Here is a 21,626-nt window from a genome sequence, read left to right on the forward strand (position 1 = left end):
AATACCTCATCAAATCAAAGGGAGACACTGATGACCATGTATGCCACGCTGGAAGAAGCTATCGATGCAGCCCGGGAAGAATTTCTGGCTGACCATCCAGGCCTCGAACAAGACGAAGCGAATGTGCAGCAGTTCAACGTTCAGAAATATGTACTGCAGGATGGGGACATCATGTGGCAGGTCGAATTTTTCGCCGATGAAGGTGAAGATGGCGAATGTCTGCCGATGCTGAGTGGTGAAGCCGCACAGAGCGTGTTTGACGGCGATTATGATGAGATAGAGATCCGCCAGGAATGGCAGGAAGAGAATACTTTGCATGAATGGGATGAAGGGGAATTCCAGCTTGAACCCCCGCTTGATACCGAGGAAGGCCGTACTGCGGCAGACGAATGGGATGAGCGTTAATTACTCATAAGGCCCGTGGTGAATATCGAGCGGCAGTAGCAGTGTATCGAAGATCAGTGAGAAGGGCAGATCGAGGATAGTGATATAGCGCCATGCGGAATCACGCATATCCCACTGCACGCCAGGGTAATACTGGTTGCCGTGTCCTTGTCCGGGGATCGTTCTGCTGATAATACTGCCGCAGCCGCTCAGGGTAATCACCATTATGCTCACCGCGAATATACGCACCTGATACCTCATTTCACTATAAAAATACCGGCATCACGCCGGTATTTTTCACCTCACTCCAGACCTGAAGACCTTATCCCGCTGACGATGTTCGTCCCTGCAACGCCTGCGGATTCAGGACGAGAGACTGATAATGGTTTACCCAGGAAGAGTATCTCTCTGGCGCATTCCAGACCCGATAGTGTAAACGCGCCATCGTCACCGGATCGCTGAGCAAAACCAGACGCCGATCGCGGTTCAGTTTCTCCGGCGTTTCGTTTAGCGCCTGCTCCACATGACGATCGCGGGCTATTTCCAGCACCTTACTGGCGCGGTGACGCGCGGTGGCCATCGCGGTCGCCAGCGCATTAAGCGACGGGTTAAATACCGCATGCATAAAGCCATCGTCCAGAATACGGCGGCGATTCATCTCCAGATATTTATCGGTATCGACCAACACCTGAGGCGGCGAATACTCTTCCGGGATCAGGAACAGCTTCCAGCGTTTGGTGCGCAATCCTACCGTTGAACGACTGGAGATCACCGAAACAAATGGCGACAGAATCAGCGAAAAGACAATCGGCGCCAGCCAGAACAGAAAGCGTAAATCCAGCCACGCCATACCCACCGCCCAGACCAGCCCCAGCAGCAGTTGAGAGCCGTGACGCATAAAGGCTTCTCCCCACGGCGTAGAATCATCGTCGCGTTGCGGTGAGTTCCAGACCACTTCCCAGCCGAGAAACGCGCTGACCACAAACACGGTATGAAACAGCATACGCACCGGCGCCAGCAACACGGAGAACAGCACTTCCAGCAACAGCGACAGCGTAACGCGCCAGAAACCGCCATACTCTTTGGTGCCTTTACACCAGATCAGCATAATACTGAGCAGCTTCGGCAGGAACAGCAGCACCATCGTTGATGCAAACAGCGCGATTGCCAGTTCCGGACGCCACTGCGGCCAGACCGGAAAAAGCTGGCGCGGCTGAAGGAAATATTGCGGCTCTGTTAACGCATGAACGACCTGCAGCGCGGTAGAAAGCGCGAGGAACATAAACCATAACGGCGCGGACAGATATGACATTACCCCCGTCAGGAACACGGCGCGATGCACCGGGTGCATTCCTTTCACCAGGAACAGACGAAAGTTCATCAGGTTGCCGTGACACCAGCGGCGGTCGCGTTTAAGCTCATCCAGCAGGTTTGGCGGCAGCTCTTCATAGGAGCCGGGGAGATCGTAGGCAATCCAGACGCCCCACCCTGCCCGACGCATTAGCGCCGCCTCCACAAAGTCGTGGGAAAGAATCGATCCGGCGAACGAACCTTCTCCCGGCAGCGGCGCCAGAGCGCAGTGCTCGATAAACGGCTTCACGCGGATAATGGCATTGTGCCCCCAGTAGTGCGACTCCCCCAACTGCCAGAAGTGCAGCCCGGCGGTAAACAGCGGCCCATAGACGCGGGTCGCGAACTGTTGGCAGCGGGCATACAGAGTATCCATCCCCGACGCTTTCGGCGAAGACTGGATAATCCCGGCGTTTGGATTCGCTTCCATCAGGCGCACCAAGCCGCTCAGACACTCGCCGCTCATCACTGAGTCCGCGTCCAGCACCACCATATAGCTGTACTGATTGCCCCAGCGGCGGCAAAAATCGTCAATATTGCCGCTTTTGCGTTTCATACGGCGGCGGCGGCGACGGTAAAAAATTTGGCCTTCGCCCTGCACTTCCGCGATAAGCTCCATCCACGCCTTTTGCTCCGCCACGCAGATATCCGGGTTATAACTGTCGCTAAGGATATAGACGTCGAAATGCGCGGCGTTGCCTGTGGCTTTAACGGACTCCCAGGTCGCGCGCAGACCGGCGAAAACGCGACTAACGTCTTCATTACAGATAGGCATGATCAGCGCCGTCCGGTGTTCCGGATTGAGGGGCTCATCGCCAACCGTAGACGCGGAGATGCTGTACTTATCGCGCCCGATAAGCAGTTGCAGGAAGCCCATCAGCGCCGTCCAGAATCCGGCTGACACCCAGCAGAACAGCACGGCAAACAGAATCAGGATACCGGTTTGCAGCATGTAGGGCAGGAGCTGCATAAAAGAGACCCAAATATCCTGCCCCACCATATCCATAGGATTGATGAGCGCCCATCCCTGATAAGGCAGAATGGTCTTCATATACCAGGTCGCGACGACGGTTTGCGCCAGAGTCAAAATTAACAAAATATAGCGGCGTATAGTGCCGACGGTACGCCATTTTTGCTCGCTCGCCTGCTCTTCTTTTGTCAGACGAGAAACATAGCGCGGCGTTACATCCCGCCCACGCAGACGATCCCAGAAACGGCCAACCGGGTTGGTTCGCCAGGGATCGGGAAACATCGAAGAGCGCGTCGCTTTTGGCATAGCCTGCAACTGATCGCGCCCTTCATCATCTTTAATTAACTGCCCCTTCGCCAATGAATCCGGCCAGGCGTGTTCAAGGCGGGCTTTTACGGAACCCTGCGGTGAATCGTCTTCTCGCGAGTAAGTCCGATGCTCGGCATCCAGCGCCTGATGCACGGCGCGGATGTCAGTTTTCGGCAATGCCGCTTTCTCACGTTCAGAAAGCAGCAGTGCGTCAATATACTCAGTTGTTTTATTCATTGGCAGGTAACTGGTAGCTCCAGGTTTCACTTAGCGTCTGATCGGCATTCACCAATGCGGCACGCATTTCCGTGGTTTTCTTCGCGTCTTTGACTTTCACGCGCAGCATTAAACGCCAGCCTTTAGTGACTGGGTTATAGCGTACATTACTGTCAACGATTTCACCGTTATCGCCAATGCTGGTTTGCGCAGCGACGGGCGTATCCGGCGGCAGTTTTTTCATGTCGGCGCCAACGAAATCCACCACAAAGGCAATAGTGCCGTCGGGCTGGCGAATCAGATTTGACTGTTTAACGTCGCCCGTTGAGCGGCGTGTTTGCAGCACCCAGGCATTATCCGGCGCATGAAGTTTATCTTCATCGCGGCTGAAGGTCAGAGTGTACTTGAAGTTCATCTCTTTACCCGGTTCCGGCAGTTGATCCGGAGTCCAGTAAGCGACGATGTTATCGTTGGTTTCATCATTGGTCGGAATTTCAACCAGTTCAACCTTACCTTTGCCCCAGTCGCCTTTCGGGGTAATCCAGGCGCTTGGACGCAGGTCGTAGCGATCGTCTAAATCTTCAAAGCGCGAGAACTCGCGACCACGCTGCAACAGGCCGAATCCCTGAGGGTTTTCCATCGCATAGCTGCTCACAGCGAGGTGTTTTGGATTGTTCAGCGGACGCCAAATCCACTCGCCATTACCCGCATGAATGGATAAGCCGTTCGAGTCATGCAGTTCCGGACGATAGTTGGTCGTCGGCGACGGCTGGTTTGGCCCAAACAGGAACATACTGGTTAATGGCGCAACGCCCAGCTTGCCCACTTTATCGCGCAGATAGACTTTTGACTGCACGTCCACCACGGTATCGCGGCCAGGAATGATCACAAAACGGTAAGCGCCGGTCGCGCGCGGAGAATCCAGTAATGCATAGACGGTCAAACGCTTATCGGTGGGTTTTGGACGCTCAATCCAGAACTCGCGAAAGCGGGGAAACTCTTCACCAGATGGTAAGGCGGTATCAATCGCCAGGCCGCGCGCAGATAAGCCATATACCTGGCCTGCGCCGATAACGCGGAAATAGCTGGCGCCAAGCATACTGACGATTTCGTCGTTCTTATCTTTACTGTTGATGGGGTACAGAACTTTGAACCCGGCGAAGCCTAAATCTTTTACCGTGTCTTTATCGTGCTGAACATTGCCAAAATTGAAGTAATCCGGGCTGTATTTGATTCTTTTGACCGTCGTCGCCGTCACTTCGTTAATCTTGACCGGCGTATCGAAGTACATCCCCTGATGGTAAAATTCGAGCTTAAAAGGGGTCTTTAAGTTGTTCCAGTAGGCTTTATCGCTGTTAAACTGGATCTGCTGATAATCCGCATATTTCATGTCGCGGAAAACGGAGGGCAAGTTGCTTTTAGGCGCCTCATAGCCTTTCCCGGCTAAAGATTGAGCTTGTTTTGCCACGTCATCAATACTGAACGCCCAGCTCGATGATGCGTAGAGCGTTAACATAATAGCTGCGCCCAACCAACGCATTTTCATCATTTGTCGTTTATGTTTCATAATAAGTAAGCACTTCCCCCTTTGTGTGCTTATATCGATCCGATCCATTTTAATGGATAATCAGGCATTACGACAACTGAATCCAGGCTTTGTTCAGCGCGCTGGCTCATGGATTAAGCACCTCCCGCGCCTGTTTTCACTTTGCGTGCTTATCCTGGAGACAGGTTGTCGGAGTTGGTGTAGGGTTGCTACCGAATGTAACTATAATTCGCCTTATGGATAAGGTGAAAAATCTGAGAATACGTGACCTTATATGAGCTCTGTACCCGCGCCGCGTGAATATTTTCTTGACTCTATCCGCGCATGGTTGATGTTGTTAGGGATTCCCTTTCATATCTCGTTGATCTATTCCACTCACAGTTGGCATGTCAATAGCGCCACGCCATCGTGGTGGCTAACCCTGTTTAACGATTTTATCCACGCTTTTCGTATGCAGGTATTTTTTGTTATTTCTGGTTATTTTTCGTACATGTTGTTTTTACGTTATCCGTTAAAACGCTGGTGGAAAGTACGGGTAGAACGTGTGGGTATTCCCATGCTTACCGCAATCCCTTTGCTTACCTTGCCGCAATTTATCCTGTTGCAATATGTCAAAGAGAAAACAGAGAACTGGCCTACACTCTCTGCCTATGAAAAATATAATACGTTAGCGTGGGAACTCATTTCACATCTGTGGTTTTTACTGGTGCTGGTGATATTAACCACAGTCAGCATCGGGATTTTTACCTGGTTCCAAAAAAGGCAGGAAACAAGCAAGCCTCGTCCCGCCGCTATTTCACTGGTCAGGCTTTCGCTTATTTTTTTCCTGCTGGGGATCGCTTACGCCGCTATCAGGCGCATTATTTTCATCGTATATCCAGCAATCCTCAGTGACGGCATGTTCAATTTTATTGTGATGCAAACGCTATTTTATGTGCCGTTTTTTATTCTCGGTGCGTTGGCCTTCATTCACCCCGATCTGAAAGCGCGCTTCACCACGCCCTCACGCGGATGCACTTTAGGCGCTGCCGTTGCTTTTATCGCGTATCTGCTGAATCAACGTTATGGGAGCGGCGACGCCTGGATGTACGAAACCGAATCCGTGATTACGATGGTAATGGGGCTGTGGATGGTGAACGTGGTATTCTCACTGGGGCATCGCTTGTTAAACTTCCAGTCCGCGCGTGTCACCTATTTCGTGAATGCTTCGCTGTTTATCTATCTGGTGCATCATCCCTTAACGCTTTTCTTTGGCGCGTATATTACGCCGCATATCTCCTCCAACCTGATCGGGTTCTTGTGTGGGCTGATATTTGTCATGGGTATTGCGTTAATTCTGTATGAAATTCATTTACGCATCCCGCTCCTGAAATTTCTCTTTTCAGGTAAACCGCCGGTAAAACAAGAAAGCCGCGCCGCGATCGGGTAGTTTTCCGCGCGCGGGTTCACAGCAACCATTCCACAGGTAAAATTGCCGCCAACCGTACCAGAACTCGCTGCCAGAAACGCGTAGCGGGTTCTTTCTTTAACACCTTTTCCTCTTCTTGCTGACGATCGATCCAGTTAATTCGTCCCCAGCGATCCAGCCGCAGTTGCCAGGCCGCATCGCGTTGGCTCTGCGTAAAACGCTTATGAATAAGCGTCGCCAGCGTTTCACTTTCAATGACAAAGCCCATTTCGGTATTTAAAAGCGTTGAACGGGGATCAAAATTAAGCGACCCGATAAACACCTTACTACCATCAATACTGAACGTTTTAGCATGTAAGCTGGAACCTGAGTTCCCGGTGAGTCCGCGATCATGTACGGCGGTTTCATGTTCGCGGGTCGGTTTCAGTTCGTAGAGCTCCACGCCATAGCGCAGTAATTTCTTGCGCCAGCGCGCGTACCCTGCGTGAACGACCGCCACATCGTTGGCCGCCAGAGAGTTAGTTAAGATGGCGATCTTCACGCCTTTCCTGACCAGATTAAGCAACTGCGCCACGCCTGCGCGCGTAGGGACAAAGTAAGCGGAAATAATGTCGATACGCTCCGTCGGCGACCCCATCACGTCAAATAATCGCTGCGGAAGAAGCGAATGGCGCTGCGCCTTCCCCTCGCCTTTAGAAGGGTCATCGCTAAGCAAGCGTGTTTTTGCCCAAATCAGCGGCAACGTTCCGCGATCGAGATCCGCCATAAACTGACTGGTTTCCAGCTTATGCAGATAACGGCGGGTGATCTCATCGTTATACCAGGATTCGGGAAGTTCGATACGCTGCGTCAGCTCCTGCTCAGAAAGGGATAATACTTGCTGCAATGTCGACACTGAACTACAGCGCCAGTAACGTTCAAAATCATTGGCGACATCATTGACCACCGGGCCAATGGCCATCACGTCCAGATCGGAAAATAGCGGCTCCTCGCCAGCGCCGAAATAGGCATCGCCGATGTTGCGCCCACCGACCAGCGTCACTACGCCGTCAGCAGTGTAACTTTTATTGTGCATCCGCCGATTCAGCCGCGCAAAATCCGTCAAATATCCCAGCGCGCGTAGCGTACGAAAAGAGAAAGGATTAAACAGACGAACTTCGATATTAGGATGGCTATCCAGCAAGCGCAACGTATCATCCAGACCAGGCGTATTGTTATCATCCAGCAACAGACGAACATGAACGCCGCGCTTCGCCGCCGACAGCAGTACCGAAAAGAGCAGTCGCCCGGACATATCGTCTTCCCAAATATAATACTGCACATCCAGCGTCCGCGCCGCCATTTCGGTCAGGCGGTAGCGGGCGGCAAAAGCGTCCAGACTGTTATCCAGCGCGAGAATGCCGCACTCTCCGGGATGGCGCGCGCATAGCGGTTCAACGGCACGCTCCAGGCGTGTTTTATCAGGCAGGGTCGTCGCCTTGCTGAGTAAGTAATCTTGCGTAAAGCCGGGCAGTTTCTTCATCATAACAGACAAAGTATACCTGTTCAGGCAGAGCGTAACGGGTAATAAAATCTGAAACCGTCCTGACGGCGATCTCAGCGGCCTGGGCGCGTGGATAGCCATAAACGCCGGTACTGATTGCCGGAAAAGCGATGGAACGAAAGTGATTCGCCTCGGCAAGCAGCAAACAATTCCGGTATGCCTCTTCGAGTAGCTCAGCTTCCTGGTGTTCGCCGCCTCGCCAGACGGGCCCCACTGTGTGAATAACCGCCTTTGCCGAAAGCTTGCCGGCAGGCGTGATAACCGCATGTCCCGTCTGACATTCGCCCTGTTGCTGGCGGATGAGTTTACAGGCGTCCAGCAATGCCGGCCCCGCCGCGCGATGAATCGCGCCGTCTACGCCACCGCCGCCCATTAATGATGCGTTAGCGGCATTCACAATCGCATCGACGCTAAGTTGAGTGATATCACCCTGTATGACCTGAAGACGTGATGTCATAACCCCCCCCTTTGTCTCACCTTATCTGCAAAGTGTACAGCAGGGCTTTCAACAGAGTCGCTCTTTTTATATCTATGACACCGCCGTTAACGGTACTCAATATTCATCACCGCCAGGCTTTTTTGCGCATCGAGATAATGCAGCCGTACCGTCGCAATGGACTGAATATCCTGCGGTAATCCAGATGCCTGCCGAAGGTCAATCCGGTGCATTTGCTTTTTACCTTCGCGCAGGCAGGTTAAATCAATATTTTCGGCGTGAGTAGAAATATCGCACAGTGGCTCAACAATCGCGCCGCGAAAATGGATAACGCCGCCCTGTACCGTTTGTTGCCCTACCGCAGAATGGATAAAAAAAGCGCAGATACACAGGCCTATGGCAGGGATATTTTTCTTGATTACGGACATGTTAACTCCTCAATGATTAGTCATCCTCGAGGGTTCGGCGTTACCTTATAGCGACATGCCGAGACGATGAGACGCTTTTATCGCCTCTTTATACCCAGGTCAGCCAATCCATTTCCGCCACCATCAAAAACTACTGTGCAGAAGGCGGCCATTGTTGTGATAAATGCAGTGATTGTCCGTCCGAAACAGTAACAATAATTTTAACCGAGTCCTCTGAAGATATATTTACACTAAGACGAGACAACTCAATCGGTTGATTAGCAGGTAAAGATAGCGTTTGTTTTTGCTGTGTATGGCTTTGTCCCCCGACGCCGTCGCGCACAGAGAGAATTTGCACCTGACAGACGCAGGGTTCGTTTAATGTGACCTGAGGGATCACCGTGTAAATATCGCCTTGCTGAGTCGTGGTAAACGTAATCTGATTTGAAAGTGCGGCAAGGAGCAATAAAGTATGCATAATTTCCTCCCGAAAAAAAACAGGGCTTATGCCCTGTTTTTTTATTAGCGCAGACGCTAAATTAATACTGGTTAGCCGTGGCGTTGTTGCCAAAACCAACCTGACGCACCATTACGCTGGAATCAGATGCGGTCTGATTAACCAGCGCGGCATTATTACCGCCGTATTGACCGACAGTAATATCGGAGTTTTTAGCGTTCCACTGGTCGATGGTGGCATTGTTTCTGAAACCATTCTGAGTCAGTTCAATAGTACTGTTATCCGCACCCTGGCCTACATCGGCGCCGTTACCATAACCGCTCTGGGTAATGGTCGTTTCAGATTTACGGGCATCGCTTTGCAGAGCAAGCGCAGCGTTAGCGGAACCGTACTGATAAATGCTCAACGTTGAATCCGGGCCAGAACTATTGCCGCCGCCGTTATGATTACCGCCGCCGCCCCATTGTGGAACGACGCCAGCCAGAGCACTGCCAGAAACTACGATTGCTGCGAATGCTGCCACTTTTAAAAGTTTCATGGTAAAACCCCCATCGGATTGATTTAAAAGTCGTAACGGTATTAGCGTTGGGTGACGCGAATAGCCATATGCGACTGTTTCTGCACTACAACTGCTGTTTTCTGCGTACCGTACTGGGTAATATTGGCCTTATTTCCAGAACCTTTCTGGATAATAGCCGCACTATTACCGTAAGCGCTTTGCGATATACTGGCATCGTTGGCATTGCCCGTTTGCTCAATATACGCAAAGTTATAATTCCCTGCCTGGTCGACTTTCGCCCGATTATTTCCTCCTTCTTGTGAAATAACGGACAATAGTTTTGATCCTTCCTGGCGTACTCTGGCACTATTATCCGTGCCGACTTGACCAATAATGGCCGCCTGATTAAATGAAGACTTGCTTAATTCATTTACCGCAAAATTATATTCTGAACGAGCCAGATCATAATTTGTCGCGGTTGCAATCCCAGGCGCACCCAGTATTGTCAACATCATAAATAACAATTTGTTTTTCATGCTGTCACCCTGGACCTGGTCGTACATAGCGAAAATTATCTATTACCTTGTTAGCGACATGCGTTTTTTGTTAACGCGTCGTTACGATGAAGAGTATGTCCGTGGAAAAATTTTTAATAACTCACCCACGCGTGGTATTTTGTTATTTAAGCTCATACCAAAGTGCTAATAAAACGATAGCCATGTGATTTTTTATAATTGATTTTTGGCCATAGAAGATAGTGTATCGCGCACCTAAAAAATGAAGTGTTGGTGTGTGTTATGCCGCCATGGGGATGTTCTTATGCTTCCCATGTGGGGCAATACGCACAAGACGTGACACACTTCGTTTTTTTTGTCTTTGTGCTGTCCAGGTTAATGCCACGTCTCAAATTTTAAGAAAAAATAAAATCAAAACATAACATATAATAATTAAAATGATTAAAAATCAATGAATTATTATAATTTGTATGATTTTTTAAATCTATGCAATAACAGCGAAATGTACAACTTTACTATCAAATCTAAACTTCAAAAAAACCCAAAAACAACATTTTAATATATATTTTTACATTTGGTTACAAGTTTAACACTTGCTTTAAGATTTGTAATGGCTAGATTGAAAACAGTTAAAAGTATTTTCGTAAATATTTTTCTCTTTCTGGATAATGGGCTATTTCAACCCACAGCAGTGCAACATCTGTCAGTACTTCTGGTGCCTTTATTTTATGGGGGCAGCTGTCAGATGTGCGATTAAAAAAAGTGGAGTTTCATCATGTTTAATGAAGTCCATAGTAGTCATGGTCACACACTATTGTTGATCACAAAGCCATCTCTGCAAGCTACGGCATTATTGCAACATTTAAAGCAATCGCTGGCCATAACCGGAAAACTGCATAATATTCAACGTTCTCTGGAAGATATCTCGGCCGGTTGCATTGTTTTAATGGATATGATGGAAGCGGATAAGAAGCTTATCCACTATTGGCAGGATAATTTAAGCCGCAAAAACAATAATATAAAAACATTATTGTTAAATACCCCTGACGATTATCCCTACCGTGAAATTGAAAACTGGCCTCATATTAACGGCGTGTTTTACGCCACTGAAGACCAGGAACACGTGGTCAGCGGATTACAGGGTATTCTGCGAGGCGAATGCTATTTTTCACAAAAATTAGCCAGTTACCTGATTACACACTCAGGAAATTACCGCTACAACAGCACCGAGTCCGCATTACTCACTCATCGCGAAAAAGAGATCCTCAATAAGTTACGTATTGGTGCCTCTAATAATGAAATCGCCAGGTCGCTATTTATCAGCGAGAATACGGTTAAGACACATCTTTATAATCTTTTCAAAAAGATAGCTGTCAAAAATCGCACCCAGGCAGTTTCATGGGCAAACGATAATCTCAGGCGGTAAGGCCATGAAACGCTATCTGACCTGGATTGTAGCAGCAGAGTTACTGTTCGCTACCGGAAACCTGCATGCCAATGAAGTTGAAGTCGAGGTTCCCGGATTGTTAACCGACCATACCGTCTCTTCGATAGGACATGAATTCTATCGTGCATTCAGCGACAAATGGGAAAGCGAATACACCGGCAATCTGACCATTAATGAAAGACCCAGTGCGCGTTGGGGAAGCTGGATCACCATAACGGTAAATCAGGACGTTATTTTCCAGACCTTTTTATTTCCAATGAAAAGAGACTTCGAGAAAACCGTCGTCTTCGCATTAGCGCAAACAGAGGAAGCATTAAATCGCCGACAAATAGATCAAACGCTATTAAGTACGAGTGATTTAGCGCGTGATGAATTCTAAAACATGATTTTTATCCGGAGGCTGTCATGCGTGTTAAACATGCAGTAGTGCTGCTCATGCTTTTTTCGCCATTAACCTGGGCTGGAAATATGACGTTCCAGTTCCGTAATCCTAACTTTGGTGGAAACCCCAATAACGGTTCCTTTTTATTGAATAGCGCCCAGGCGCAAAATTCATATAAAGACCCCGCTTATGATAACGATTTTGGTATCGAAACCCCCTCAGCGTTGGATAACTTTACGCAGGCTATTCAATCGCAAATTCTGGGCGGCTTGTTGACCAATATTAATACCGGGAAACCAGGACGTATGGTGACCAACGATTTTATTATCGATATCGCTAATCGCGACGGACAGCTCCAGCTCAACGTCACGGACAGAAAAACGGGAAGAACCTCGACCATCGAAGTGTCAGGTTTACAAACTCAGTCAACCGATTTTTAAGCTACAGTCACTAAAGGATATAAATCATGCCGCGCTTACTTATTTTGGTTGCCGTTTTATTGTTGAGCGGATGCTTAACTGCCCCGCCGAAACAAGCTGCGAAACCGACATTAATGCCCCGCGCACAAAGTTACAAAGATTTGACGCATTTACCTGCTCCCACCGGTAAGATCTTTGTTTCGGTATATAACATTCAGGATGAAACGGGCCAATTTAAACCTTACCCGGCAAGTAACTTTTCTACGGCTGTGCCACAGAGCGCCACCGCTATGTTGGTCACCGCGCTGAAAGATTCGCGCTGGTTTATCCCGCTGGAACGACAAGGCTTACAGAATCTTTTGAATGAACGGAAAATTATTCGCGCAGCCCAGGAAAACGGCACCGTGGCGATGAATAACCGTATCCCGCTTCAGTCACTGACGGCGGCAAATATTATGGTGGAAGGTTCTATTATTGGTTATGAAAGTAACGTCAAATCCGGCGGGGTCGGCGCAAGATATTTCGGTATTGGCGCCGATACGCAGTATCAGCTGGATCAGATTGCTGTCAACCTGCGCGTGGTTAACGTCAGTACAGGCGAGATCCTTTCTTCGGTGAACACCAGTAAAACGATCCTTTCCTATGAAGTACAGGCAGGCGTGTTCCGTTTTATTGATTACCAGCGCTTACTGGAAGGCGAAATCGGCTATACCTCGAACGAACCGGTGATGCTGTGTCTGATGTCAGCCATTGAAACCGGCGTTATCTTCCTCATTAATGATGGTATCGATCGCGGACTGTGGGATTTGCAGAATAAAGCGGACAGGCAAAATGATATTCTGGTGAAATACCGTGAGCTGTCAGTACCGCCAGAATCCTGATCAATACGACAAAGCGTGGGGAAGAACCCCACGCTTTTTTATTTTGTGACCGCCGTATTCGCTGAATGTTGCTCGCGGCGTGATGCCAGCCATAGCCCACTATTTTTCATGGCATAGCCAAAGATTAGCCCCAGCGCCAGCGACGGTAATACCAACCGCCAGTCACCCTGCCCTGCAAATGTCGCGCAGGCGCCGATAAATGTTCCCGGAACAAAAGAAAGCAATAGCTGCTTTGCCTGGATACACATCAGGAATGCCACGATCCCCGTCAACACGTAACTGACAATTTCCAGATGCGGCGCCAGCGCGCTACCGTGAATAATGACCAGCGCCCACACCATACCGCTTAACAGCGTACAGGCGGAAATCAACAATCCCTTAAAGCCGCCCTGCGGACAGGCGAAATAAGCCGTACAGCCTAAAAAACCGGCCCAGCTTAGTAACCCCAGGGAGACGGCCACCCATCCCCATATTCCAGAAAGGATGCCCGTCGTGATAGCAATAGAAAGAAGTATGTTCATGGCGCGCATCATAACAGAAAAGCGGCACATTAATGAGATCGCGCACACATTTTATGCAATGATGTAAAAGTCGTTGCAGTTAATGGTGATTTACATCACATTATTCTTCATCTTCTTCCTGAAGTTCATCCCACATGGCCCCTATCGCATCACGCGTTAGCGGCGCCAGAGTGCGCCAGAATGGCGTAACGGCATGGGCTTCAACTTTACCGAGGAAGGTATTGCACCAGGGAAGCAGATAATCGGCAAATAAGGTTTCCAGCGCTTCACTTTCATCTTCGGCAGACTGATCTTCCAGCCAGGAGGCCGCGAGCAATAAAGTGCCAATGTGATCGGCAGGCGTATCGGCCAGCGGCATCCCTCGCGACGTTAAAAAAGCGCGCACCTCAGACTCTTCCGCGCCTTCGACCCACGCACTGCGGTATGGCGCTACCGCGCACTCTTCCCCAACAAATAACGCATTGTAATCAGTGGAAATCTGCGTGATATCGCAGCTTTTCTGTAAACGCGCCAGCATGTCATCCTGCTCCAGCGGCCAGTTTGCCGCCAGTTTACCTTCACGGATTAACGTAAACAGCGGAACCAGTAAAGGATCTTGCGGTTGGCGGTAAAACAACGATCCCAGCACACGGCACAGGATTGAAAACTCATTCATTGATATCTTCCCATAAATAACGATTAAAGTTCGGCAAATTCCGGTACAGGCGCCATACCGCGTGATTCGAGAAAGGCCAGTAAGCGCTGCGGCGAGACGTTCAGGATTCGATCTTCCGGAAAATTCACCGCATCCAGAATTTTCCGGCATTCGGTGAAATCGCCAAGCGTAAAGGCCGTATGGGAATCAGAGCCTAACGCTACCCAGCCTCCCGCATCGCGTACGGCGGCAGCGACCGCGCGGCAATTATCTTCACTTCCTTTACGCGAATGCAGAAAAGAAGAGTTGTTGATTTCCAGCGCTACATGGTGTTTCGCCGCCGCCTGCGCGATGGCGTTAACCTCCACTGGATACTTTGGATTTCCGGGGTGACTAATTATATGCACCTTGCCGCTGGCGATGGTCGCGATCATCGCCTGGGTATTGGTTTCTTTATTATGTGGCGCAAAAACGGGCTCATGGAAGCCTGCGATAATCAGATCCAGCGAGTCGAACATCTTTCCGGAACAATCAATTTCACCGTTAATGTTCTTGATATTCGCCTCAATGCCACGCAGTATCCCCACGCCGTCAACCAGACGCGGCCAGATGCGCATGTTAATAAAATGCCAGTGATGCGGCGCATCTTCCATGTCCGGACCATGATCGGTAATCGCAAAAAGTTTAATGCCTTTGCGTTTGGCTTCCGCGATATAATCGCTCAGAGTACTGTAGGCATGAGTGCTGGCGACGGTATGCATATGCAGGTCAACGGGATACATTGCTCTCTCCTGTAGTCATTTCCGACAAGGATAGCAGGTATCGCCAGCGTTTTTTAGCGAAACCCGGCCCGCGCCGGGTTGATGTCAATATCCTCTCGCCCGATCCACCTGCCCCGTCACCGGCTCTCCCTTCTCCAGCTGGGTAATGGTGCGGCTAATATAATCGATGGCTTCCGCTGGACGGGTGACTGCCGCAATGTGCGGCGTCATGGCGACTCGCGGATGGCGCCATAATGGACTTTCCTGCGGTAACGGTTCCTGGCTAAAGACATCCAACATCGCGCCTTTTAGCTTACCGCTATCAAGCGCAGCCAGCAGATCCGCCTCCTGAACATGCACGCCGCGCGCGAGATTCAACACGTAAGCGCCATCCGGCAATTGATCCAACAATTCGCTATTAATAATTCCTACCGTTTGGGCCGTATTCGGCAGCAGATTAATCAGCACCCGCGTCTGGTTCAGGAAAGCGTGCAGCTCTTCACGCCCAACATAACTTTCCACGCCAGGCCAGGATTTGCGACTACGACTCCAGCAACGTAACGGGAACCCCCACGCCTGTAGACTTTCTGCCACTTTTGCACCCAGTACCCCTGCGCCCATGATACCGACGCTAAACTCTTCGCGGGTATATTCCGGCAACGGTTTCCATAGCGCCTGATTTTTCAGCGCCTGATAATCATCGAAACGACGGAACCAGTGTAATACCTGGCTGACGGCATACTCCTGCATTTGCAGGCCCATTCCGGTATCTTCCAGACGGAATAGAGGAATGGAGGCGTCCAGCATTTCCGGATGCGCATTTAATTTACTCAGAATTGCATCCACCCCCGCGCCCAGCGCAAAGACGGCTTTTAAGCGTCTTCCGGCCAGCATTTCAACCGGGGGCTGCCATACAAGCGCATAGTCTGCGGGGTTGTTATCACCGACCTTCCATTCACGAACGCGCGCATGTGGGAGAGCCTTCTCCAGCGCATTTACCCACCAGGCGGCGTTAAATGTCGGGTGATAAAAAATTATCTCCATGTTATCTCCTGAGCAGTATGGTGCGGAATGTGATTGCGCCTGTTATCAGCGTTTTCAACGGGATGTGCAGCATAGCAAATTTCCCGGCGCGGGCAAAAAAAGCAGTTTTCGCTTATTAAAACCACAGATTGGTGGAAGTTTGTATAAACGCGCTTTTTTTTAAAAAAGTTGATTGACGTAGAAAAGATATTTCCCTACATTAGCGCCCGTTCCAGTAATGCTGGAGCGACAATTTGGTGAGGTGTCCGAGTGGCTGAAGGAGCACGCCTGGAAAGTGTGTATACGGCAACGTATCGGGGGTTCGAATCCCCCCCTCACCGCCATATTTAAGAAAGAGCTCGTACGAATGTACGGGCTTTTTTTTACATAATGACCCGTCCATTGCCGGATGGCGGCACAGTTCACGGGCGCCTTATCCGGTCTACATAAGCGCAGCGCCACCGGCCAATAACACCACCATCCGGCTTTCAATTTTAGCCAAGAATTTCAGTGAGTTTTACTTTGCGCCCCTCGTTTGAGGAAAGCGTCGCAGCATCAGCGGTAGCAATGGCATTTGTCGCCGCTTCTCCCGTTAGCAATTTAGCAAACTCCTCGCCTGGCTCCAGACCGTTTATCACATCATGCAAGTACTGCATCTCCAGTTTCATAATTGATGAGAGCCACATCGGCGTACGTTTACCGGGTTTACCATAAGCGATTGCGCCATCCATCTCGCTGGATATGTTACCGTTGCGACGATCATCATCCTCCGCCTGGCTTTCATGCACAAGAAAGTGTGTTTTTTTGCCCGCTTTTATTAGATAACCAGCCGTGTTTTGCATATCAATGAGAATTGCACCTGTCGTGCCCTCAATTAATACATAGTGCTCAGGGTAGTGGAACGATGATCCCCACTGAAGTGTCGCGAAACGACCGCTTTCAAACTCAAGGGTGATTAGGACAACATCATCTTCATCACCAAATTTTTCACCTTTGTGCGCAACATTCCCCGCCGCCATTGAAACCAGGGATGGGGTTTCATCCATGATGAACAGTGTACAATCTAGCTCGTGAATGTGATGATACAGATGCCCACCTGACTTTGCGCGAATCTTCTTCCATGAGATCTCATCCTGCACGTCTTCAAAACCATTACGTTTAGTGTGAACTTGTGTAACTTCACCAATTTCACCAGCTTTGATGAGCGCTTTAGCGTGGCGAACTCCGTGAAAAAAGTTCATAACGTGACCCGCCATAAAGGTAACACCAGCTTCTTTGCAGGCATCAACCATATCCTTACAATCCTGGTAATTTAAGGCGATAGGTTTTTCACAAAACACGTGTTTACCCGCTTTAGCCGCCGCAATGACTGGCGCTTTATGTAAGTAATTTGGTGAAGCAATAATTACGCAATCCACATCAGGATGGGAACAAAGCGCCTCCATCGTTGCAGTGGCGACACAGTTCAACTCTTTCGCTATCGGAGCCGCATTTACCGGATCGTAAATCGCAGTGATTTTCGCCCCTTCAACCTTAGACATAAATCGCGCCAGTTCAGCGCCAAAATAACCTGTACCTACAACACCGTATTTCGTCATCATTTATCCTCTATTAAAATTCTTTTGTTGATTGAAAACTTTCACGACGTGCTTTTAGTCTATCCGGAATGGATAGGCCAATAATGAGTAGAATTGTTGCGGTCCAGAAAGCAACAATGAACGTTAGCGCAGCGCCTAGCCCCATTGTTATTCCAAGCCAGGTCGCCGCCATTGAATTGAATGTGCCTGATGTCGCAGCAAGATTATAAATCAGCCCGGTACCCAAACCACGAACCTCAAGAGGAAAGTAGTCGTAGAGAAATTTGGGAACCAACCCGCCAACACCTACGTTAGTCGCCATTAAACCGAATAAACATGCGCCCAGCAGTAAATAATTATCTTGCGGAATTCTGAATAACGGGAAAATGAATAAAAAGGACATGAGAAGACCAATGCTGAACGTTTTCCTCAAACCAATTCTATCTGCGCACAGCCCCCAAACGATATTTCCCAATACAGTGCCGAATGCCGCCGCCGTCATTAAATTAGAGACCACGCCCGTATCAAAGCCCTCTCCCGCCAAATATGTAGGCAGTAGACCAAAGATCGGCCAGTTTGCGCCGAAAATAGAGAACAGAACAATAAATACACATAATGTCAGTGGAAATTGAGCTCGATTAAATAGCCCTTTCATTGACAAAGAGAAAACTGACCAGGCACTTTGTGAATGCTTTCCGGGACCACTGAGTTTGGCTTCTTCCCACTCTTTAGATTCAGGAGCCCTGGCCCGGATGTAGATTACTAAAAGAACGGGTAGCAAACCGACAAAAAAAGCAGCACGCCAACCATACGCTTCGGCAAATGACGGCATAAAATAGGCTGCTATGATGTTACCAATACCGAAACCTGAAACCAGAAATGCGCTCGCTTTAGATTTTAAATTCTTTGGCCAACTTTCCACGGCATAAGTAGAAGCGCAAGCATACTCCCCCGCCATCCCCATACCGACAATGAAGCGACTAAGCGTCAGCATAATTACACCGGAAGCCAGGCCACTTAACCCTGTACCTACAGAATAGGCAACTATCGACCACATCATTAACGGCTTACGGCCAAATTTGTCTGCCAGCAGACCAAATAGCGCCCCGCCAAATGGTCGCCCAATAAAGGCCGCTGTGGCAAGGAATGCGCCCTCCATATCTGTCAATCCTAAGTCAGCCTTGATCAGATACATAATGTAGAAAATCAGCATAAAGTCGAAGCCATCAAAAACGTAACCCAGCCATGCTGAAAATAAAGCATTTTTTTGTGGACGTGTTATCTCGCTATACCACGGGAAGAATTTTGCTATCACAATAAAACCCTTATTTGCTGTTACCGTCTGAAATGCTTACGGAATTAATTTTTAAGTCATATCAATTGCCGAATAAGACACAATCAACCGGCACTTTCCGACAACCGCCTGAGATCGTAGCTATGTAAGACGTATATTCATTGTTTATCATCCTTATCCGTAGCTACGTTAAGGACGTGAATACTCAAGACAAAGTCTAACGTTCTGTAACGTAGCCACGGGCTATAAGATTATAGATATGAATACTAAGCAAAGATTAGTACAGTAACTCTTTAATCTTTCTCAAAAATGGTATTGTAATCCAACGCGATAACGGGTCTGTCTCTCATCGGTATTATTTCTCACCGCTACATTTCCGACCTCAACGTATGGTGTAAATGATTTATTCAGTTTCCAGGCTAAAGCCACATTATGTTCATAGTTTGTTTTTTTGTTATCAAATTTAATTTGATCGCTATCCATCCAGGTAAAGTTATATTCTAATTTCAACTCATCAAAAACATAACCTATATAAGTATCAAATCTATTCGTTTTCTCATCATCACTATAGTTAGCTGTCTTCCTTGCATAGTCATAACGGTAACGACCAGCCATATAAACACCAGAATCAAAATTATATTGCCCCCTTAAATAAGGCTTATAAATTGAAGTGTCTGGACCGCTTTCAAATATAAATCCAGGCTGCAAAACAAAATTGTCCGTAACTTTATAATTATAACTTACGCCCAGTTCTATAGCGTTTGCGACGAGATCGCTTAAATGCTTATCCTGCTCACCATCTACTCCTCCCGATTTAACGCTGGCATCGACATAAAAACCAATGCCGTTAGGAAGCTTTTCAATTATAGCAATACGGTCTTTATTAATTCTGGTTCTATCAGCATATTCATGCCGATAATCAAGGGTTGCCGCTTGTAGATATGATGAAAATGCTATAAACGAAACCATACCCAGAAGATATTTGTTGATTTTCATAAAATACTCCGCTCATCAATTAACTTTATTTTTGTATTTAAAAAATTATTTTATTAATAAATTACCATCACGCATGGTAAAGGAGGTTACAGACGAAACAGGTTTCCCTTTAGCATTTTCACCACCAATAAGGAAAACTTCATCACCATAACTTACTGATACACCATAGCCGAGAGGTTGTTTCATTTTACCCATATATTGCCAATGGCCATTAACCAAACCATAGACTTCATCTCGCCATTTTTTATTTATTCCTTCGTGGGAATAAAACTTTCCATTGGTATAATTTTGTTTTGCTCCCGGAAAATTCGCGCCACCACCGACAAGCAGGACACCGTGACTATAGCCCGAAAATGCTCCGGCCAACCCTTCTTGCTGTTGTTCTCCAGGCGATGGCGGTAACTGGCTGTTCTTCAACCATGTTAGCTTGTCGTTATCCCACATGGCGCGGTAAATCACATCGGTACGTAAACCCGGTTTGAGCTCACCATTAATCAGCATCAGGAAATTATTTTCCATTACCGATGACGATCCTGCCGTCCCCGCGTCTGGCAGCTCACCGGCATTCTTCCATGTGTTCTCTTTAGCATTGTAGATAAATACGATTTTATTAAAAAAATAATCTTTGGCAGGTTTATTAAAATAATTATAGATGACTTTATTTTTTTCACTTTCATCCGCAGCCGCAGCCGCTATATCAATAAAATACTTATCAAAGATATGCTCATTAACCCCTCCGGTAATAAGTACCATCGTTTCGTTTAATTTTACTCCCGTATGCCCTGTTAATCCAACTGGAGATATAGTGTCAACTTTTTGCCATGTATTTTTCACCGGTGAGTATTTGTACACATCGCTATAAACCTGCAACGGTGATTCACTGTTTTTTTTCCCTACGCCACCAAAAACATAAAGCTCATCATTTAAAAATACCGACACGGATTGCTCACGAGCTCCACCAGGAAACGACTTTATACGCTCCCAGTCTTTATGTTGCTTTTTAAGATCAATTTTATACCAGGATGTCCCTGCGGTACCTAAGCCGACATAAATCACGCCATTATTATCAATAGCGCCAGTACCATTTTTCAGTGGTTCTGGTATATCAGGAAGCGTCGTTGCATATCCTGATGTGGTGATAGCGACTGATAAACATAGCGCCATTAGCGTCATCATTTTCTTAAAATTTTTCATCTGCATCCCCATGCGAAGAAATACAATTGGAGTAAAGCTTCATCATTAGTGATCTTATGGTGCACAATTTCAACAATGATAATGACAAAATGTGACCAAGCGCTAAAAATAATTACATGGGGTTATCATGTGCGAGGTAAAAGCACACCATGGTGATGTTAGAAGTGATTATGGGTGACCTGTTATGGTCAAACTCATTAGTGATAGCATTCGAATAAATACAACAAGAATTATGTGATGCATTTCATACTGGCTATCCCGTGGCGTATAAGCTCCTTCTGAGCATTTTATCTTTATGCCGGAAGCAGTTAATAAAATACAGCATGCTGCCGTCAGAGTGAATTGTATTTGTCTTGTAGCTTCAGGTTATAGCCTCAAATCCGCTGGCGCAGTAATTGAATAACAAACATACCTTATGACTGTGTTCACATTTTTCTATCTTTTTGCTTGATGCAGC

23 protein-coding genes and 1 tRNA gene are annotated in these 21,626 nt (G+C 48.0%); 7 read left to right on the plus strand and 17 right to left on the minus strand.

Annotation, left to right across the window (positions count from 1 at the left end):
- Positions 1-30 precede the first annotated feature (30 nt).
- Positions 31-405 carry a MysB family protein gene (locus ACLJNW_RS05990; RefSeq protein ID WP_000180050.1) on the plus strand — a complete coding sequence of 125 codons (375 nt, stop codon included), beginning with the start codon at positions 31-33 and terminating at the stop codon, positions 403-405.
- Here ACLJNW_RS05990 and ACLJNW_RS05995 read toward each other — a convergent pair whose 3' ends face one another.
- The 3 genes from ACLJNW_RS05995 to mdoG form a co-directional block, all read right to left on the minus strand.
- Positions 406-633, minus strand: coding sequence for a YceK/YidQ family lipoprotein (locus ACLJNW_RS05995; RefSeq protein ID WP_001217832.1), 228 nt, complete (start codon positions 631-633; stop codon positions 406-408).
- 73 nt (positions 634-706) lie between these two features.
- Positions 707-3,250, minus strand: a complete 2,544-nt coding sequence (gene mdoH, locus ACLJNW_RS06000; RefSeq protein WP_001044609.1) for a glucans biosynthesis glucosyltransferase MdoH — start codon at positions 3,248-3,250, stop codon at positions 707-709.
- Entirely contained in the window at positions 3,243-4,778 is a 1,536-nt protein-coding gene (mdoG, locus tag ACLJNW_RS06005; RefSeq protein WP_001562609.1) for a glucans biosynthesis protein MdoG, read from the minus strand. Before mdoG ends, mdoH begins: the two co-directional genes overlap by 8 nt.
- A gap of 271 nt (positions 4,779-5,049) precedes the next feature.
- Between mdoG and mdoC the strand changes: the two genes are divergently transcribed.
- Entirely contained in the window at positions 5,050-6,204 is a 1,155-nt protein-coding gene (gene mdoC / locus ACLJNW_RS06010) for a glucans biosynthesis protein MdoC (protein ID WP_000100070.1), read from the plus strand.
- A gap of 16 nt (positions 6,205-6,220) precedes the next feature.
- Here mdoC and ACLJNW_RS06015 read toward each other — a convergent pair whose 3' ends face one another.
- From ACLJNW_RS06015 to csgB, 6 genes are all read right to left on the minus strand, one after another.
- Positions 6,221-7,708 carry a phospholipase D family protein gene (locus tag ACLJNW_RS06015; RefSeq protein ID WP_000976323.1) on the minus strand — a complete coding sequence of 496 codons (1,488 nt, stop codon included), beginning with the start codon at positions 7,706-7,708 and terminating at the stop codon, positions 6,221-6,223.
- Entirely contained in the window at positions 7,644-8,183 is a 540-nt protein-coding gene (gene ymdB, locus ACLJNW_RS06020) for an O-acetyl-ADP-ribose deacetylase (RefSeq protein WP_000203941.1), read from the minus strand. Before ymdB ends, ACLJNW_RS06015 begins: the two co-directional genes overlap by 65 nt.
- An 86-nt stretch (positions 8,184-8,269) precedes the next feature.
- Complete coding sequence (locus ACLJNW_RS06025; RefSeq protein ID WP_000111254.1) at positions 8,270-8,590, minus strand: type 1 fimbrial protein; 321 nt, start codon at positions 8,588-8,590, stop codon at positions 8,270-8,272.
- Positions 8,591-8,720: 130 nt separating this feature from the next.
- Positions 8,721-9,047, minus strand: coding sequence for a curli assembly chaperone CsgC (gene csgC, locus ACLJNW_RS06030; protein ID WP_000557256.1), 327 nt, complete (start codon positions 9,045-9,047; stop codon positions 8,721-8,723).
- 61 nt (positions 9,048-9,108) lie between these two features.
- Complete coding sequence (gene csgA / locus ACLJNW_RS06035) at positions 9,109-9,564, minus strand: curli major subunit CsgA (protein WP_000771416.1); 456 nt, start codon at positions 9,562-9,564, stop codon at positions 9,109-9,111.
- A gap of 41 nt (positions 9,565-9,605) precedes the next feature.
- Positions 9,606-10,061, minus strand: a complete 456-nt coding sequence (csgB, locus tag ACLJNW_RS06040) for a curli minor subunit CsgB (RefSeq protein ID WP_000791655.1) — start codon at positions 10,059-10,061, stop codon at positions 9,606-9,608.
- A gap of 754 nt (positions 10,062-10,815) precedes the next feature.
- Here csgB and csgD point away from each other — a divergent pair.
- The 4 genes from csgD to csgG are packed head-to-tail and all read left to right on the plus strand — an operon-like array spanning position 10,816 to position 13,169.
- The gene (gene csgD / locus ACLJNW_RS06045) at positions 10,816-11,466 is read left to right on the plus strand and encodes a biofilm master transcriptional regulator CsgD (RefSeq protein WP_000481517.1); all 651 of its coding nucleotides are present in this window, start codon (positions 10,816-10,818) and stop codon (positions 11,464-11,466) included.
- A gap of 4 nt (positions 11,467-11,470) precedes the next feature.
- On the plus strand, positions 11,471-11,866 hold the full coding sequence (gene csgE, locus ACLJNW_RS06050) for a curli production assembly/transport protein CsgE (protein ID WP_000833307.1): 396 nt from the start codon (positions 11,471-11,473) through the stop codon (positions 11,864-11,866).
- Between the two features lie 26 nt (positions 11,867-11,892).
- The gene (csgF, locus tag ACLJNW_RS06055) at positions 11,893-12,309 is read left to right on the plus strand and encodes a curli production assembly/transport protein CsgF (RefSeq protein ID WP_001264073.1); all 417 of its coding nucleotides are present in this window, start codon (positions 11,893-11,895) and stop codon (positions 12,307-12,309) included.
- Positions 12,310-12,335: 26 nt separating this feature from the next.
- Positions 12,336-13,169 carry a curli production assembly/transport protein CsgG gene (csgG, locus tag ACLJNW_RS06060; RefSeq protein WP_001137620.1) on the plus strand — a complete coding sequence of 278 codons (834 nt, stop codon included), beginning with the start codon at positions 12,336-12,338 and terminating at the stop codon, positions 13,167-13,169.
- A gap of 38 nt (positions 13,170-13,207) precedes the next feature.
- Here the strand turns inward: csgG and ACLJNW_RS06065 are convergent, their stop codons facing one another.
- From ACLJNW_RS06065 to ghrA, 4 genes are all read right to left on the minus strand, one after another.
- Positions 13,208-13,690 carry a DUF1097 domain-containing protein gene (locus ACLJNW_RS06065; protein ID WP_001546652.1) on the minus strand — a complete coding sequence of 161 codons (483 nt, stop codon included), beginning with the start codon at positions 13,688-13,690 and terminating at the stop codon, positions 13,208-13,210.
- 100 nt (positions 13,691-13,790) lie between these two features.
- The gene (locus ACLJNW_RS06070; protein ID WP_001001883.1) at positions 13,791-14,345 is read right to left on the minus strand and encodes a molecular chaperone; all 555 of its coding nucleotides are present in this window, start codon (positions 14,343-14,345) and stop codon (positions 13,791-13,793) included.
- Positions 14,346-14,368: 23 nt separating this feature from the next.
- The gene (locus tag ACLJNW_RS06075) at positions 14,369-15,106 is read right to left on the minus strand and encodes a phosphatase (RefSeq protein WP_023193537.1); all 738 of its coding nucleotides are present in this window, start codon (positions 15,104-15,106) and stop codon (positions 14,369-14,371) included.
- Between the two features lie 84 nt (positions 15,107-15,190).
- Positions 15,191-16,129 carry a glyoxylate/hydroxypyruvate reductase GhrA gene (gene ghrA, locus ACLJNW_RS06080; RefSeq protein WP_000402551.1) on the minus strand — a complete coding sequence of 313 codons (939 nt, stop codon included), beginning with the start codon at positions 16,127-16,129 and terminating at the stop codon, positions 15,191-15,193.
- Between the two features lie 235 nt (positions 16,130-16,364).
- On the opposite strand from ghrA, the gene ACLJNW_RS06085 reads away from it, so the two are divergent.
- A tRNA-Ser gene (locus ACLJNW_RS06085) sits at positions 16,365-16,452 on the plus strand.
- A gap of 150 nt (positions 16,453-16,602) precedes the next feature.
- On the opposite strand, the gene ACLJNW_RS06090 is transcribed toward ACLJNW_RS06085, so the two are convergent.
- The 4 genes from ACLJNW_RS06090 to ACLJNW_RS06105 form a co-directional block, all read right to left on the minus strand.
- Complete coding sequence (locus tag ACLJNW_RS06090) at positions 16,603-17,709, minus strand: Gfo/Idh/MocA family protein (protein WP_000988585.1); 1,107 nt, start codon at positions 17,707-17,709, stop codon at positions 16,603-16,605.
- A 10-nt stretch (positions 17,710-17,719) separates the two neighbouring features.
- Entirely contained in the window at positions 17,720-19,000 is a 1,281-nt protein-coding gene (locus ACLJNW_RS06095; protein WP_024154812.1) for an MFS transporter, read from the minus strand.
- Positions 19,001-19,282: 282 nt separating this feature from the next.
- Entirely contained in the window at positions 19,283-19,975 is a 693-nt protein-coding gene (locus ACLJNW_RS06100) for an oligogalacturonate-specific porin KdgM family protein (protein ID WP_000700610.1), read from the minus strand.
- Positions 19,976-20,020: 45 nt separating this feature from the next.
- A complete protein-coding gene (locus ACLJNW_RS06105; protein ID WP_000525756.1) occupies positions 20,021-21,181 on the minus strand; it encodes an N-acetylneuraminate epimerase in 1,161 nt (386 codons plus the stop codon).
- Between the last annotated feature and the right edge of the window lie 445 nt (positions 21,182-21,626).

Origin of the sequence: Salmonella sp. SAL4457 (genome assembly GCF_046548235.1) — a bacterium.
GTDB lineage: Bacteria > Pseudomonadota > Gammaproteobacteria > Enterobacterales > Enterobacteriaceae > Salmonella > Salmonella enterica.